Annotated in this window: 16 protein-coding genes; 4 read left to right on the top strand and 12 right to left on the bottom strand. The window is 73.4% G+C overall.

Annotation, left to right across the window (positions count from 1 at the left end):
• Nucleotides 1-26: 26 nt before the first annotated feature.
• From AMY39116_RS48175 to AMY39116_RS0329490, 5 genes are all read right to left on the bottom strand, one after another.
• The gene (locus AMY39116_RS48175; protein WP_020421211.1) at nt 27-251 is read right to left on the bottom strand and encodes a hypothetical protein; all 225 of its coding nucleotides are present in this window, start codon (nt 249-251) and stop codon (nt 27-29) included.
• A gap of 96 nt (nt 252-347) precedes the next feature.
• The gene (locus AMY39116_RS43830) at nt 348-1,766 is read right to left on the bottom strand and encodes a hypothetical protein (RefSeq protein ID WP_020421210.1); all 1,419 of its coding nucleotides are present in this window, start codon (nt 1,764-1,766) and stop codon (nt 348-350) included.
• A gap of 600 nt (nt 1,767-2,366) precedes the next feature.
• Nucleotides 2,367-2,711 carry a hypothetical protein gene (locus tag AMY39116_RS0329500; protein WP_020421209.1) on the bottom strand — a complete coding sequence of 115 codons (345 nt, stop codon included), beginning with the start codon at nt 2,709-2,711 and terminating at the stop codon, nt 2,367-2,369.
• A gap of 244 nt (nt 2,712-2,955) precedes the next feature.
• Nucleotides 2,956-3,720 (bottom strand): LytTR family DNA-binding domain-containing protein, encoded by a 765-nt coding sequence (locus AMY39116_RS0329495; RefSeq protein WP_020421208.1) that lies wholly within the window; start codon nt 3,718-3,720, stop codon nt 2,956-2,958.
• On the bottom strand, nt 3,717-4,796 hold the full coding sequence (locus AMY39116_RS0329490; RefSeq protein ID WP_369794356.1) for a sensor histidine kinase: 1,080 nt from the start codon (nt 4,794-4,796) through the stop codon (nt 3,717-3,719). Before AMY39116_RS0329490 ends, AMY39116_RS0329495 begins: the two co-directional genes overlap by 4 nt.
• 227 nt (nt 4,797-5,023) lie before the next feature.
• Between AMY39116_RS0329490 and AMY39116_RS44840 the strand changes: the two genes are divergently transcribed.
• On the top strand, nt 5,024-5,527 hold the full coding sequence (locus AMY39116_RS44840; RefSeq protein WP_020421206.1) for a hypothetical protein: 504 nt from the start codon (nt 5,024-5,026) through the stop codon (nt 5,525-5,527).
• Nucleotides 5,524-6,351 carry an SAM-dependent methyltransferase gene (locus tag AMY39116_RS43820; protein ID WP_020421205.1) on the top strand — a complete coding sequence of 276 codons (828 nt, stop codon included), beginning with the start codon at nt 5,524-5,526 and terminating at the stop codon, nt 6,349-6,351. Before AMY39116_RS44840 ends, AMY39116_RS43820 begins: the two co-directional genes overlap by 4 nt.
• Here AMY39116_RS43820 and AMY39116_RS0329475 read toward each other — a convergent pair.
• The 4 genes from AMY39116_RS0329475 to AMY39116_RS0329460 all read right to left on the bottom strand — a co-directional run bounded on the left by AMY39116_RS0329475 (nt 6,348) and on the right by AMY39116_RS0329460 (nt 9,500).
• Nucleotides 6,348-7,454 (bottom strand): hypothetical protein, encoded by a 1,107-nt coding sequence (locus tag AMY39116_RS0329475; protein ID WP_020421204.1) that lies wholly within the window; start codon nt 7,452-7,454, stop codon nt 6,348-6,350. The genes AMY39116_RS43820 and AMY39116_RS0329475 overlap by 4 nt on opposite strands.
• Nucleotides 7,455-7,517: 63 nt before the next feature.
• Nucleotides 7,518-7,883, bottom strand: a complete 366-nt coding sequence (locus AMY39116_RS0329470) for a hypothetical protein (RefSeq protein WP_157358742.1) — start codon at nt 7,881-7,883, stop codon at nt 7,518-7,520.
• A 35-nt stretch (nt 7,884-7,918) separates the two neighbouring features.
• The gene (locus AMY39116_RS0329465) at nt 7,919-9,103 is read right to left on the bottom strand and encodes an MFS transporter (RefSeq protein ID WP_020421202.1); all 1,185 of its coding nucleotides are present in this window, start codon (nt 9,101-9,103) and stop codon (nt 7,919-7,921) included.
• 49 nt (nt 9,104-9,152) lie between these two features.
• Nucleotides 9,153-9,500, bottom strand: a complete 348-nt coding sequence (locus tag AMY39116_RS0329460; protein WP_027936319.1) for a helix-turn-helix domain-containing protein — start codon at nt 9,498-9,500, stop codon at nt 9,153-9,155.
• A 72-nt stretch (nt 9,501-9,572) separates the two neighbouring features.
• Between AMY39116_RS0329460 and AMY39116_RS47015 the strand changes: the two genes are divergently transcribed.
• Both AMY39116_RS47015 and AMY39116_RS47010 read left to right on the top strand, forming a co-directional pair.
• Nucleotides 9,573-10,574: a zinc-binding alcohol dehydrogenase family protein gene (locus AMY39116_RS47015; RefSeq protein WP_020421200.1), complete on the top strand. Its 1,002-nt coding sequence runs from the start codon at nt 9,573-9,575 to the stop codon at nt 10,572-10,574.
• An 18-nt stretch (nt 10,575-10,592) separates the two neighbouring features.
• The gene (locus AMY39116_RS47010) at nt 10,593-11,132 is read left to right on the top strand and encodes an NADAR family protein (RefSeq protein WP_020421199.1); all 540 of its coding nucleotides are present in this window, start codon (nt 10,593-10,595) and stop codon (nt 11,130-11,132) included.
• Between the two features lie 94 nt (nt 11,133-11,226).
• Here AMY39116_RS47010 and AMY39116_RS0329445 read toward each other — a convergent pair whose 3' ends face one another.
• Genes AMY39116_RS0329445 through AMY39116_RS0329435 form a run of 3 tightly spaced genes read right to left on the bottom strand, consistent with a single transcriptional unit; the run spans nt 11,227 to nt 14,053 of the window.
• Nucleotides 11,227-12,366, bottom strand: coding sequence for a S9 family peptidase (locus tag AMY39116_RS0329445; protein ID WP_020421198.1), 1,140 nt, complete (start codon nt 12,364-12,366; stop codon nt 11,227-11,229).
• The gene (locus AMY39116_RS0329440; protein ID WP_020421197.1) at nt 12,366-13,106 is read right to left on the bottom strand and encodes an SDR family NAD(P)-dependent oxidoreductase; all 741 of its coding nucleotides are present in this window, start codon (nt 13,104-13,106) and stop codon (nt 12,366-12,368) included. The genes AMY39116_RS0329445 and AMY39116_RS0329440 overlap by 1 nt, the downstream gene beginning before the upstream one ends.
• Nucleotides 13,103-14,053, bottom strand: coding sequence for a fumarylacetoacetate hydrolase family protein (locus tag AMY39116_RS0329435; RefSeq protein ID WP_020421196.1), 951 nt, complete (start codon nt 14,051-14,053; stop codon nt 13,103-13,105). Before AMY39116_RS0329435 ends, AMY39116_RS0329440 begins: the two co-directional genes overlap by 4 nt.
• Between the last annotated feature and the right edge of the window lie 6 nt (nt 14,054-14,059).

Genomic DNA, 14,059 nt, shown 5'->3' with positions numbered 1-14,059 from the left:
CGACGCCGTGGCGTGGCGACCAACCGTCAGCGGGCGCGACGAACGGTCGACAAGCGGTCGCGGAAACCGGTCGAACGGCGGCGCGGAGCGGCCTGCCGCGGCGGGTTCTCGTCCAGGTGCAGCCGCAACATGGCGGTGATCGCCCAGGCAGGCGGCCGCCCGCGCAGGGACACCACCACCATCGTGCCGAAAGCCAGCGGAACCGACCAGGGCGCGGGCTGGGCGAGCAGGATCGCGAGCACGCCGTGCACGTCCGCACCGGCCAGTGTCGCGAGGATCGCCCCGGACGTCGCGAGCAGTCCGGTGAGGACCCCGGCGATCGCGCCGCGCGCGGTCAGCCGCGACCATCAGATGCCGAGCACGAGCAGCGGGCAGAACGTGGACGCCGCGACCGTGAACCCCCACGTGACGAGCACGCCCGCGTCGAGGTGCACGGCGAACAGCGCGAGCAGCACGACCGCGGCCGCGGCGGCGACGACGGTGCCGCGCAGCCGGGCCAGCCCGCCCGGCGCGAGGTCGTGCGCGATCGCGCCGGACACCGCCAGCAGCAGGCCCAGCGACGTGGCGAGGAACGCGGCGAAGGCGCCCGCGGTGAGCAGGCCCGTGAACAACGTGCCCGCCCAGCCGGTGTCGACCTGCATCGGCAGCGCGACGACCGCGGTGTCGGTGGCACCGGACAGGTACAGGTGCGGCACCAGGACCCGGCCGAGCACGCCGTAGACGCCGGGGAACACGTAGAACGCGGACAGCAGCGCCACGGTGAGGGCGGCGGTGCGGCGGGCGGCGCGGCCGTCGGGGCTGGTGTGGAAGCGCATGATGACGTGCGGCAGGCCCATGGTGCCGAGCACGATCGCGACCAGCACGGCGAGCGTGCCGAGCAGCGGGTGGCCTTCGTTGTTCAGGTTGAGCAGCGGCCGTTCCCAGCCCGCGGCGCCCGGCGGGGCGGTGCCTGGCAGCTGTGGGACCGGCTGTCCGGCGAGGAAGACGAGTTCCTCGCCCGCGGCGAAGGTGTGCGGGCCGGGGGCGAGGGTGACCGGTGTGCCGTCGGGCTCCCTGGCCTGGATGGGCTGGGCGGCCTCCAGGGTGACGTCGACGCGGAAGACCACGCGGGTGTCCTGGCGCAGCTGGGTGAATTCGGCGGGGTGCAGGGCCTCGTCGCGGGCGGCGGCGCCGGCCGTGATCGCCAGCCACAGCGCGGGGACGGCGAACAGGACGACCTTCAGCACGAACTGGAAGGCCTGCACGTAGGTCGCCGCGCGCATGCCGCCGAGCGCGAGCGTGGTGGCGACGGCGGCCCCGGCGAGGACGACGCCGACCCAGTAGGGCGTGCCGCTGACCACGCTCAGCACCAGGCCGGACGTGCGGAACTGCGGCACGAGGTAGAGCGCGCCGATGACCAGCACGACGACGGCGGCGAGCCTGCGCAGCGCCGGCGAGGCGAGCCGGGCCTCGGCGAAGTCGGGCACGGTGAGCGCCCCGGAGCGGCGCATGGGCGCGGCGACGAGGACGAGCATGGCGATGTAGCCGGCCGTGAAGCCGACCGGATACCAGAGCGCGCCGACCCCGTCCTTGACGACGAGCCCGGCGACGCCGAGGAACGAGGCCGCGGAGAGGTACTCGCCCGACACGGCGGCCGAGTTGAGCAGTGGGGTGACCCGCCGGGAGGCGACGAGGAAGTCGGAGGTGGTGCGCATGGCGGCGACCCCGCGCAGCCCGATGAAGAGCGTGACGAGGACGACCGGGGCGACCGCGAAGAGACCGACCATCAGGGCTGCCCGGTTGGTTCGGCGCGGGACGGGTGCGGGGCGGCCGTGGTGGGACCGACCATCAGCGCCGCTCGGCCTGTTCGGTGCGGGGCCAGTGCGCGGGAGTGCTGGGCAGCGGGTTTCGGGGCGGCCGCGAGGAGATCGATCATCAGGGCTGCTCGGTTAGTCGGGCGCGGGGCCGATGCCTGGGCGTGCTGGGCGGCGGGGTGCGGGGCGAGTGCGGAGTGGCTGTTCATCTGCGCCGCTCGGTTTGTTCGGTGCGGGGCCAGTGCGCGGGAGTGGCGGGCAGCGGGGTTCGGGGCGGTGGCGAGGGGATCGATCATCAGGGCCGCTCGGATTGTTCGGCGCGGGGTCAGCGGGCGGGAGTGGCGGGCAGCGGGGTTCGGGGCGGCCGCGGGGAAATCGATCATCAGAGCTGCTCGGTTCGTTCGGCGCGGGACAGGTGCCCGGGGGTGCTGGCCGCGAAGTGGCTGACCGTCAGCGCCGCTCGGTTTGTTCGCTGCAGGAGCAGTGCTCGTGCGTGCTGGGCGGGTGCGCGGTGGTCGGCCATCAGCGCTGTTTGGCTTGTTCGGCGTGAGGCGAGTGCGGAGTGGCCGGCCATCAACGTTTTTCGGCTCGTTCGGCGCGGCGCAGGTGCCAGTGCCCGAGCCCGATGAGCAGCGGGTACGGCACCACCGCCAGCACCAGCCAGGAAACCGGCACCCCCGCCAGGCGGGCGTGGTCGAGCGCGGGCCAGACCGCGAACAGGACCGGCAGCCCCGCGAGGACCGCGAAGAGCAGCAGCAGCGCGGCGACCGCCCGGCGGCGTTGCAGGCGGTAGTTCTGCAGGGCGCGCTCGGCGTCGGCCGCTTCGAGCCGCGGCGGGCGCCAGCGTCCGCGCTGCCTACGACGCGCATGGGCGAGCCGGGTCTGCGGACTCATCACCGCGACGCGGCGGTTGGGCATTCAGCACCTCCCCGCGGGGTAGCGGCCAGTACCCCGGCCTTGCACCTGTGTTGTGAGGGCATCTGGGAACCGTGGCCGAGTTGCGCGGCAGCCGCCGGGCACCTGCCCGGTCGCCGGGCGGGGAGCTCCGCCGGGCGGTGGGTGTTGCGGGGCGCGGAGGTGCCGCCGCGCTGTGGGCGCCGCCCCGGCGTCGCGGTCCCGGGATCCACAGCGCGACCCGGGAGCACCCGCCAAGCGTTCACCATCACCGCCCCCGCTGGTTCAGCTCGCTGCGCTGCGCCGCGCGCAACAGGCGTTCCCGCAGCTCCCGGGCGTGCCGCCGGCTCACCGGGACGTCCCCGGCCGCCGTGTGCGCCAGCAGCCCGCCCACGGAGTCGCTTCGCAGCTCGCGCACCGCGTCCAACGCCACCAGGTAACCGCGGTGCACCCGCACGAACCCGCTGCCCTCCCAGTACTCCGCGAGCCGCGAGATCGGCATCCGCACCACATGCACCCCGCCGCGGGTGTGCAGCTTGACGTAGTCGCCCTGCGCCTCGACGAACAGCACCTCGCTGCGCCGCACGTACCGCGTCCGCCCCCGCGACTCGACCGGCAGCGCGGCGAGCGCGTCGGCCAGTCCGGGCGACCTCGGCGCGCCGGCGGGCAGCATCCGCAACACCTTCCCCAGGGCAGCCGACAGCCGTTCCGCGCGCACCGGTTTCAGCAGGTAGTCCACCGCGCCGATGCCGTACGCCGTCACCGCGTGCCCGTCGTGCGCCGTCACGAACACGATCACCGGCGGTTCGCTCAGCTTCGCCAGCAGGCCGGCCAGCTCCAGCCCGTCCAGGCCGGGCATCGAGATGTCCAGGAACACCGCGTCGAACCGCTCGCTCTGGATCATCCGCAGCGCGGTCAGCGCGTCACCGGCGCCGGTCACCTCCGCCACCTCGGGCGCCTCCCGCAGCAGCTGGCAGATGTCCTCCAGCGCGGGCGGCACGTCGTCCACCGCGAGCACGCGCAACCCGGTCACGGCAGGACCACCCCGGGCTGGAACATCGGCACCCGCACCACGACGCGGGTGCCCGCGCCCGGCGCGGTCTCCACGACCAGGCCGTACCAGGGGCCGTACACACTGCGCAGCCGCCGGTCGACGTTGGCCAGCCCAACGCGTTCACCGTCGCCGGACAGCACCGCTTCGGCGTCCGCGGGCGGCATGCCGACGCCGTCGTCCTCCACGCTGATCACGCAGTCGTTCCCTTCCGCCTCGCCGCGCACCGAGACCGTGCCGGGCCTGCCGAGCGGCTCGATCCCGTGCCGGATGGCATTTTCGACCAGCGGCTGCAGCACCAGGTACGGCACCGGCACGGCGAGCACGTCCGGCGCGACGCGGATCTGCACGCGCAGCCGGTCGCCGAGGACGGCTCGCTGCAGCGCGAGGTAGGTCTCGATGGCGTGGAACTCGTCCGCGAGCGCGGTGTACTCGCCGTGCCTGGCGAGACTGTGCCGGATGTAGTCGGCGAAGTCGAGCATCAGTTCGCGGGAGCGGTCGGGGTCGGAGCGGACCAGCGACGCGATGACGGTGAGCGCGTTGTAGACGAAGTGCGGGGAGATCTCCGCGCGCAGCGCCCGCAGTTCCGACTGCGCCGCCAGCTCCGCGGAGGCCTCCAGCTTGCCCCGTTCGAGCGCGGATGCGACCAGCCGGGCGACCTCCTGCACGGCTTTGCGCGACGCCTCGCCCTCGACGACGAGCACCCCGGCGAGCTCGTCGTCGACGTCGAGGGGCACCGCCCGCAGCGGCGCCTTCCCGGCCGGTGTCTCACTGTGCAGGACGGCGGAGACGAGTTCGCGGGCCGCGTCTTCGTCGGACGGGTGACCGGCCCAGGTGGTCGCGCCGGAGAGGTCGGCCAGCCCGGCCGCGGGCACGCCGAGCAGGGACCGGACGCCCTTCACCGCCGCCCGCGCGCCCGGCCCGGACAGCCCGTCGGCGAGGTGCCCGGCGACGCCCCGCGCGGCGGCGAGCACGTCGGCGGCGTCCGGGGCGCGCCGGGCACGCCACAGGGCGCGCACGCCCGTCGGCTCCTCCTCGGCGACCACCGTTCCTCCCATCGACCACGATGAGTGCCGGTCGATAGTACGGGGCGGACCTGCCCCGCACGGGGGTTGGCGGTGGCGGTGCTCCTGGTATAGAAAGAGGTGAGCCCGTCCCCGCGATCATGGGGTGTGGCAGCCGTGACCCCTCGCCGAACGGGATCCTGCTGTGCCGGGCTTCGTCCACCCCCTCCGCGACCGCCCCCACCTGGGACCGCTCCGGCCGCACGCGATCGAGGGCCGGGATGTCGACGCCCATCCGTGAGCGCGCGCCGATCACGCGTTCGGTGGTCGTGTCCGCCGCCCTGGAGCTGACCCGCAGGCAGGGCCTGTCCGGCTGGACGATGCGGGACCTGGCTGCCGCGGTCGGCGCGCGCACCAACGTGATCCGGTACCACGTCGGCAACCGGGCGGACGTCGAGGCGGCCGTCGTGGCGGACGTGTGCGCCGGGATCAGCCTCCCCGCGCACGGCGAGTGGGCGGGCTGGATCCGCGCGCTCGCCCGCCGGATGCGCGCCGTCTTCGACCGGTACCCGGGCGTCGGTGCGGTGGCGGCCACCGGAACCGGCCCGGCCGCTCCGCTGCTGGAGGCCGTCGCGGCGCGCCTCGCCGACGCCGGCTTCGGCGCGGAGAGCGGGCTGGCGGCCCGTGCGGTACTGGTGGAGATCTGCATGTCCCGAGAGGTGGGGCTGGACCTGCTGATCGCCGGGCTCACCGCCCGGCTGGCCGGACTGGGAGGTGACCGGTGACGTACGGGCCACGGTGCACGACGGATCGCGCGACCTGCGGCGGCGTCTACGACATCCACCTCGGCGGCAGCGGCTACACCCGCCACGACCGCGAAGCGGCGCGCCGGATGGTCGCCGAGTTCCCCGCCGGGCAGCGGGACGTGCCGGAACGGGCGGCCCGGTTCAACCGCCAGTTCCTGGTGCGGTCCGTCGGCTACGCCCTCGACCAGGGGATCCGGCAGTTCCTCGACCTCGGCTGCGGGTTACCGCGGTGGGGCAACGTGCACGAGGTCGCGCAGCCCCGCCACCCGGACGCCCGCGTCGTCTACGTCGACTACGAGCTGGGGCCGGTGGAGGAGTACCGGAAGCTGTTGTCCGGCAACGGGAACACGCACGTCCTGCACGCCGACCTGCGTGAGCCGGAACGCGTGCTGGACCAGGCCGCGGAGCGGCTGGACCTGGGCGAGCCGGTGTGGCTCGGGATGCTGTGCGTGCTGTCGTTCGTCCGCCTCTGCCACGGCGAGGACCTCTACGACGTCGTGCGCCAGTACACCGACCGGCTGGCCCCCGGCAGCTGCTTCACCCTGTCCATCGGGTGCGGCGAGGACATGCCCGCCGAGTCGCTGCCGCCGTTCTACCTGCTCTCCGAGGTCTACGAACGCGAACTGGGCACGCCGTACGTGCTGCGCAACGTGTCCCAGGTCGAGCGGTTCTTCGACGGGTTGTCCCTGGTCACGCCGGTGACCTACCTGACGGACTGCCTCGCCGAACCGGGACGGCAGGTCAGCTACACCGACTGGGCCAAACGCGCGATGCGTGGCGCGGTCGCGCGGGTGCCGGGTTAGACCGCGGCGAGACGGCACACCACGTGCCGCGCCGGGCCGTCGCTCGCGGCGCCGCCGACCGCAATCACGTCGAACTCCCGCCACACCTCCGCGGACAGCGTCGCCAGCCGCAGGCGTTGCGGGCCCACCACGTGGTCCGGGTCCGCGGCCGCGGCGTTGAGCAGTTTCGACATGGCGGGGACGTCGAACGGGTGCACCAGCTTGCGGATGTGGTGGTCCGACGGCACCGCGAGGTTGAGCGCGTCGAACAGGGCGTTGGCCGATTCCAGTTCCTCCAGCACGCGGTCGACCACGACCACCGGATCCCGCGACGCCAGGAGCAGCGCGCGGACCAGCGGCCCGGGCGCCGGGACGGGGACGTTCTCGCGCGCCCCGGCGTCCCGCGTGACCAGGCCGCGGAACCAGCCCGGGCGGTCCGGATCCGCCCGGCCGGCGAGCCGCAGCGCGACCGGTTCGCCGGACGCGCGGTGCTGAGCCTTGTAGCTGCACAGGTACAGTTCGCCGGCGCGGTCGCGCAGCAGCGCGTCGCGGAACTCCCGGACCGCGGGCCGCCAGGAGTCCATCACCAGGTTGTTCAGGTAGTACGTGCCGTCCCACCAGCGGCCGTGCGGGAAGCGGGGCTGGGCGTCCGCGGGGGCGGAGCGGTCCTCCGGCGGCGCCAGCCCGTACAGCTCGAAGGTCTCGTCGCTCCACGCGACGACGTTGCGGTGGTCGGTGCCACCCTCGGTGATGCGCCATTCCCAGCTGCCCACGACCGGCGGGGGGTGGTCGGCCCAGTCGGCGGAGGCCTCGATGTAGCAGGCGAGCGCGCCGACGACCGCGGCGGAGACGGGCGCCCGGACCGGCCGGACGCGGACCTGCCACTCGCGGCCCGCGTAAGCGACGCGCGCCGCGTCGGCGGGGCGGCCCGTCCGGACGGCCTGGTCCAGGCGCTGCCGCAGCAGGTACTGGGCGACGCGGTGGTCGAGCGCGTTGCGCGGCGCGACCCCGTGGTAGCTCGCGTTCCCCATCGCGAGCAGGAGACCCACCTTCGGCCCGTGCCGGGCGTCGACGAGGATCCACTGCGCGTGCGCCGGATCCTGCTGGTGGCGAGCGGGCCTCATGGCCTGGACGCTACCCGCGGTCACGCCGCCCGGCCAGTGGCCGGGCGAGCGCGCCGTCCGTCCTCATCGGACCACGTAGAACGTCTTCGTGTAGGTGTTTTCCGGGCAGGTGATCGACACGGTGTGCGCGCCCCGCTTCGCCTTCGGCGACACCGTCGCCGACCAGTGCGTCGGCTCGCCGGTGGGCGTGAAGTTCAGCAGCACGTCGGACTCGGGGAGCGCCACCGCGTTGAGGCAGTTGGCTTCCACGTCCACCACGTCCCCGCGGTGGACCACCTCCGGCACCACGTTCACCCACCCGCACGAGCCGGTCGAGCCGGGGTTCGGGTCGCAGTCCACCGGCGCCGCCGCGTTCGCGGCAGGTGCCGCGAACAATGCCAGCCCGATCGCCCCGGCCGCCGTACCCATGAGAATTCCCTTGATGCGCATGCCCTGTCCTCCCTGTCGTGGGCCTACGCACCTCCTCACGCGGCGGGAGAATCCGAGGTTGCCCGCCCGTGCAGGAAAACCAGGACCACGGAAACCACCAGGCCGAGGGCGCCGGCGAGGACGAAGGTGTTGCCGAGGCCCACGCCGTCCACCACCGGCTGCGCCAGCAGCGGCGAGGCGAACTGGCCGAGGAACAACGCGGACGTCAGCATCCCGAGCGCGCGGGTGCGGGCCGCGGGGTCGACCGAGGCGACCACCCAACCGTTCATCACCGGATTCTGCAGGCCGATGCCGACGCCCGTGACGAGCATGCCGAGTGCCGCCATCCAGATGCCGCCCGCGAGGCCGAGCACGACCAGCCCGGCCGCGTAGGCGGCGAAGAGCACGGCGGCGAGGACGCGGAAGTCCCACCGGGCCCGCAGCCGCCGGAAGTTCAGGCCGACCAGCGTCATGACGAGGTTCAGCGCGGCCATCAGCACGCCGACGACGACCGGGCCGGCGCCGGTGACCGCGCCCAGCCAGAACGGCGCCTGCGTGGGCACCGTGTAGAAGACGACCACGCCGAGGAACATCAGGGCGTACAGGCCGAACAACCGCGGTGTCCGTTGTGGACCGCCGGGCGCGGGCGGGGATTTCGGCGCCTCGGGCACGAACCGCAGGACCAGCACGACCATCGGCACCGCCAGCAGGTACACCGCGAACGGCCCGCGCCAGCTCAGGTCGGCCAGCACCCCGCCGAGCAGCAGTGCGACGACGCCGCCGAAGCCCATCGCGGCGCCCTGCAGCCCCAGCACCCGGCCGTGCTCGGTGGCCGGGTAGTGGTCGGCCAGCAGCGCCGTCGAGGTGACCATGATGGCCGCGATGCCGACGCCGAGCAGGGCGCGGCCGGCCAGCAGCCCGGGCAGCCAGTCGAGCACCAGGCCCGACCCGCCGCCGACGACGTAGAGCGCCAGCCCGGCGGTGAGCACCCGGACCCGCCCGGCGCGGCCGCTCAGCCGGGCGAGCACCGGCGCGGCGAGCATGATCGCGAGCCCGGGGAGGGTGAGGACGAGGCGGACCAGCAGCGCGGCGTTCGGGGTGGCCGCGAAGTGCTGTTCCATGCCCGGCAGCGCCGGGGTGATGGTGGCACTGGCCATGATCGTCATCGTGCTGACGCCGAGCAGCGTGAGAAGGAGTGTCCTGGGTGGCATCCGCACCGCGGTCGCCGTCGCATCCGTCATGGCCACGACGTTAGAAGTTCGAGCTAACTCGAGGTCAAGCGCGCTTTTCTCAGGCGGGCTGCGGAAAGCGGTCGATGTTGTCCTCCACCCAGGTGCGCAGCGCGGCCAGCGGGACGGCCGCGTCGGCGCCGAGCGGGGTCAGCCGGTACTCCACCCGCAGCGGCACGTCCGGGAACACCTCGCGCTCGATCAGCGCGTGCGACTCGAGCTTGCGCAGCGTCTGGGTCAGCACCTTCGGGCTGATGCCCTGCAGCCGAGCCCGCAGCGCGCCGAACCGCTGTGGGCCGCCCTCCAGTGCGCCCAGCACGAGCGCGCTCCACTTGTTCGCCAGCAGGTCGAGCATGTCCCGGCACGGGCACGCGGCGGCGTAGACGTCCTTCGGACCACAGGTCTGCACGCTGCGATGGTACCCGATGGGAACTTGTACGCCTTGCAGGTAACTACTACCTTCCTACTACCGTCACCGGGTATGACGACCATGCGCGCGGTTGCCTACCGCAAGTCCCTGCCCATTACCGATCCCGCCGCATTCGAGGACGTCGAACTGCCGGTCCCGGAGCCGGGGCCGCACGACCTCCTGGTGCGCGTCGAGGCGGTGTCGGTCAACCCCGTCGACACGAAGGTGCGCGCCGGCTCCGACCCGGGCGGCGAGCCGCGGGTGCTCGGCTTCGACGCGGCCGGCGTGGTGACCGCGACCGGCGCCGAGGTGACCCTCTTCCAGCCCGGTGACGAGGTCTACTACGCGGGCACGATCGACCGGCCGGGCACGAACGCCGAGTACCACGTCGTCGACGAGCGCATCGTGGGCCCGAAGCCGCGGAGCCTGTCGTTCGCGCAGGCCGCGGCGCTGCCGCTGACCACCATCACCGCGTACGAGACGCTGCACGACCGGTTCCGGGTCGGCCCGGACAGCACCGGCACGCTGCTGGTCCTCGCCGGCGCGGGCGGGGTCGGGTCGATCCTGATCCAGCTGGCGCGGGCGCTGACCGGGCTGACCGTGGTGGCGACCGCGTCCCGGCCGGAGTCGCGGGAGTGGGTGCGCTCGATGGGCGCCCACCACGTGGCCGACCACCGGGACCTGGTCGCGAGCGTGCGGGAGGTGGCGCCGGACGGCGTGGACTACGTGTTCTCGCCGAACACCGCCGGCCGGATCGAGGAGTTCGCCGAGCTGCTGCGGCCGGGTGGCGCGATCACCGCGATCGACGAGCCGCCGGGGCTGGAGTTGTTGCCGCTCAAGGGGAAGAGCATCAGCTTCCACTGGGAGCTCATGTTCACCCGGCCGCTGCACGGCTGGGACCTGATCGCCCAGCACAACCTGCTCGCGCACGTCGCCGAACTGGTCGACGCGGGTACCGTCCGGACCACGCTGACGACCGAGCTGAAGCCGATCAACGCTTCGACGGTGCGGCAGGCGCACGAGCAGACGGAGACCGGGCGGACCGTCGGAAAGACGGTGATCTCCGGCTTCTGATCGGCGATACTGCCGGTTGTGCGAGCGGAGTTGATCGAACGGGTGCGGCGGGGCGAGCGGGTCAAGTACCTGTTCTTCTGGGGCCACCGGCCGGAGCCGGACGGCAGTGCGGGGCGCGGGTGCCTGAGCCAGTGGTGGCCGGCGCCGTTCACCGTGGACGGGCGCGAGTTCGCCACGGCGGAGCACTACATGATGTGGCGCAAGGCGCAGCTGTTCGGCGACTCGGCGGTGGCCGAGGAGGTGCTGCGCGCCCCGCACCCCGGGCGAGCGAAGGAGCTGGGCCGCCAGGTGGCGGGCTTCGAGCCGGCCCGCTGGGAGGCGTCCCGGTACGACATCGTGGTCGCCGGATCGGTCGCGAAGTTCGGCCAGAACCCGGAGCTGGGGCGGTTCTTGTGGGGCACGGGTTCGCGGGTGCTGGTGGAGGCCAGCCCGGTGGATGCGATCTGGGGTATCGGCGTCGCGGCGGACGATCCGCGCGCCGGGGAGCCGGAGCGGTGGCCGGGGCTGAACCTGCTGGGCTTCGCGCTGATGGACGCGCGGGCGCGGTTGGCAGGTTGACCGGGTGCGGGTCGCGCGGCCCGGCGGTGGAGGCACGGGCGCGCCTTTCCGCTCGGTGGTGTCCCCGCCCTGTGGCGGGGACACCACCATTCGGTCAGCGACCCTCGAACACGTCGGCCACCCAGTCGGCCACGTAGCTGCTCACGTGGGGCAGGTGGTCCAGCCCGATGTGCTCCGTCGCGCCCTCGGCGGCGCTGAAGATCCGCAGGTCGCGCCGGGGGCTGGCGGTGGCCTGCTCGTACGACCGGTGCGCGTACGCCAGCGGGATCTGCCGGTCGTTCTCGCCGTGGCAGATGAGGAACGGGACGTCGATCTTCTCCACCACGCCGTCCAGGTTGACGGCGTCCGCGAAGTCGATGAACTCCGTCAGGTCGTCGTGGCCCCACACCCACAGCACGTGCTCCCAGTAGTGCGGCACCGGCCGCTCGCCCTCGCGCTCCAGCCGCCGCCGCTGGACGGCTCCCCAGTCGTGGTTCGCGCCCCACGCCACCACCAGCGCGAGCCGCTTCTCGAAGGCGGCGGCGCGGGGCGCGTAGTAGCCGCCCAGCGACCAGCCCGCCAGGCCGATCCGCGGGGAGTCCACATCGGACCTGCCGACCAGGTAGTCCACGCACGCCGACGCCCACGCCTCGGTGTCCACGCGCGCCGTCAGGCCCTGCAGCCGCAACGCCTCGCCGGAACCGGGGCAGTCCACCATCAGGCACGAGATCCCGCGCGCCGCCAGCTCCTCCCAGTGCCCGGAGGAGTACATGTGCTCCTTCGTCGAGTCCAGCCCGTTCCACATGATCATCACCGGCGCCGGACCGTCGACCGGCGCCGCGCTGAAGTACGCGGGCAGCGTTGTGCCCTCGTACGGGATCTCGACCCGCGACACCCCGGGCGCAAATGCCTTTTCCTGCAACGAAAGCACCCGCCGGTAGGTGTCCAGCCTGCCCGGCGCCGAGGCGCTCTGCATCCGCTCGGCCTGGCACAGGTAGTTCGTCGCCCGCGCGTACAGCTGCCGCGCGGTGCGGGTGTGCCCCGCCGCCTCCGCTTCCTCCGCCTGCCCCACGAGCTGGTCGGTCAGCGCGGTCCACGCCGCCAGGAAGTCGGCCGTCCCGGCGTCCTCACCGCGCTGCGCGGCCTCCTTGATCGGGCGGCACGCGCGGTCGACCTCGTCGATCAGTCCGCCGCTGTTCAGCGTCGCCACGACGCCCAGGTTCCAGACGTAGTTGCCGGGGAAGTACTCGAACATCAGATACCCTTCAGAAGTCTGTCACTGATCGATTTCACGCCACCGTGCGCGGTCAGGCCGCCGTCGACCGGGATCTCCGCGCCCGTGATGAACGACGCCTCGTCCGAAAGCAGGAACACCACCAGCGGCGCGACCTCGTCGACGGTTCCGGTGCGCCCCAGCGGGGTTTCGGCGATGTTCGCGTCCCGGAAGGCCGCCGCGGCCGACGCGGTCATCGGTGTCTCGATGTAGCCCGGGTGCACGGCGTTGACCCGGATCCCGCGCGAGCCCAGCTCCAGGCACGCCGCCCGCGTCAGCCCGCGCAACGACCACTTGCTCGCCGTGTACGCCACCGGGTAGTGGCCGGTCAGCGCCGCCACCGACCCGACCGTCACGATCGACCCGCCCGCGGGCATCAGCGGCAGCACCGCCTGGATCGCCCGCACCACCCCGCCGACGTTCACGTCGTGCACCCGCGCCAGGTCGGCCGGGTCGACCTCGTCCAGCCGCGCCCGCCAGGTGACCCCGGCGTTCGCGACCAGCCCGTCCACCCGCTCCAGCCGGGACGCCAGCGCGGCCCAGCCCGCCGAGTCGGTGACGTCGAGCTGCACGTACTCGACCCCGGGCAACGGCTCCACCGGCGAGGCGCCCAGGTCGACGCCGATCACCCGGGCGCCCTCCTCGGCGAGCAGCCGCGCCTCCGCCGCGCCCTGCCCCTGCCCGGCGCCGGTCACCACGACGACCTTGCCGGCGACCCTCATCGCTTGCGCTTCCGCGGCCGGGGCCGCGCGGCCCGCACCGGGGGCAGCTCGACCCCGGCGACGACGGTGTTGCGGATCGTCCCGATGCCCTCGACGGTCATCTCCACGACGTCGCCCGGCGCCAGCGGCGGCAGCTCGCGGCCGCGGCCCCACAGTTCGGCGAGGCAGCCGCCGTTGCCGCAGGTCCCGGAGCCCAGCACGTCCCCGGCCCGGACCCAGGTGCCGCGCGAGGCGTAGGAAACGAGCTCCTCGAACGGCCAGCCCATGTTGGACAGCAGGTCCTGGCCGATCTCCGTGCCGTTCACCGACACCCGCAGGTCGAGCTCCAGGAACCCGTCACCGTCGCGATAGGACTCCAGCTCGTCGGCCGTGACCAGCCACGGCCCGAGCGTCGTCGCCGAGTCCTTGCCCTTCGTCGGGCCGAGCTGCACCCTCATCTCGCGCCGCTGCAGGTCACGGGCCGACCAGTCGTTCAGCACCGTGTAGCCGAAAATCTCCACCTCGTCCGGCGCCAGCGACGACCCGTCCCGCCCGACCACGGCTGCGACCTCCAACTCGAAGTCGAACAGCCGCGAGCCCGGCGGCACCGGCACGTCGTCGAACGCGCCGAGCAGCGCGTACGGGTTGGTGAAGTAGAACGTGGGCGCCTCGTACCACTCCGGCACGACCCCGGCCCCGCCGGAGACGCTCGCGACCACGCCCTCCACGTGCTCCTCGAACGCGACGAAGTCCCGGACCGTCGGCGGTTCCAACGGCGGCAGCAACCGCACGCGATCCAGCGGCACGGACGGTCCACTCAGGACCGCCGAACCGGCCTCCAGCGCGGCCGGCAGCCCGGACCGCACCAGGCCGAGCACCGTCACGTCCGGCGGCAGCGGGTGGATGCCGTCGCCGTCGACGACACCGGCCCGCACCTCGCCGTCCAGCGAGTAGGTGGCGAAACGCATCAGGAC

Source organism: Amycolatopsis sp. ATCC 39116, assembly GCF_000231075.2.
Classification (GTDB): Bacteria; Actinomycetota; Actinomycetes; order Mycobacteriales; family Pseudonocardiaceae; genus Amycolatopsis_E; species Amycolatopsis_E tucumanensis.
This window is presented reverse-complemented; position numbering and strand designations above follow the sequence as displayed.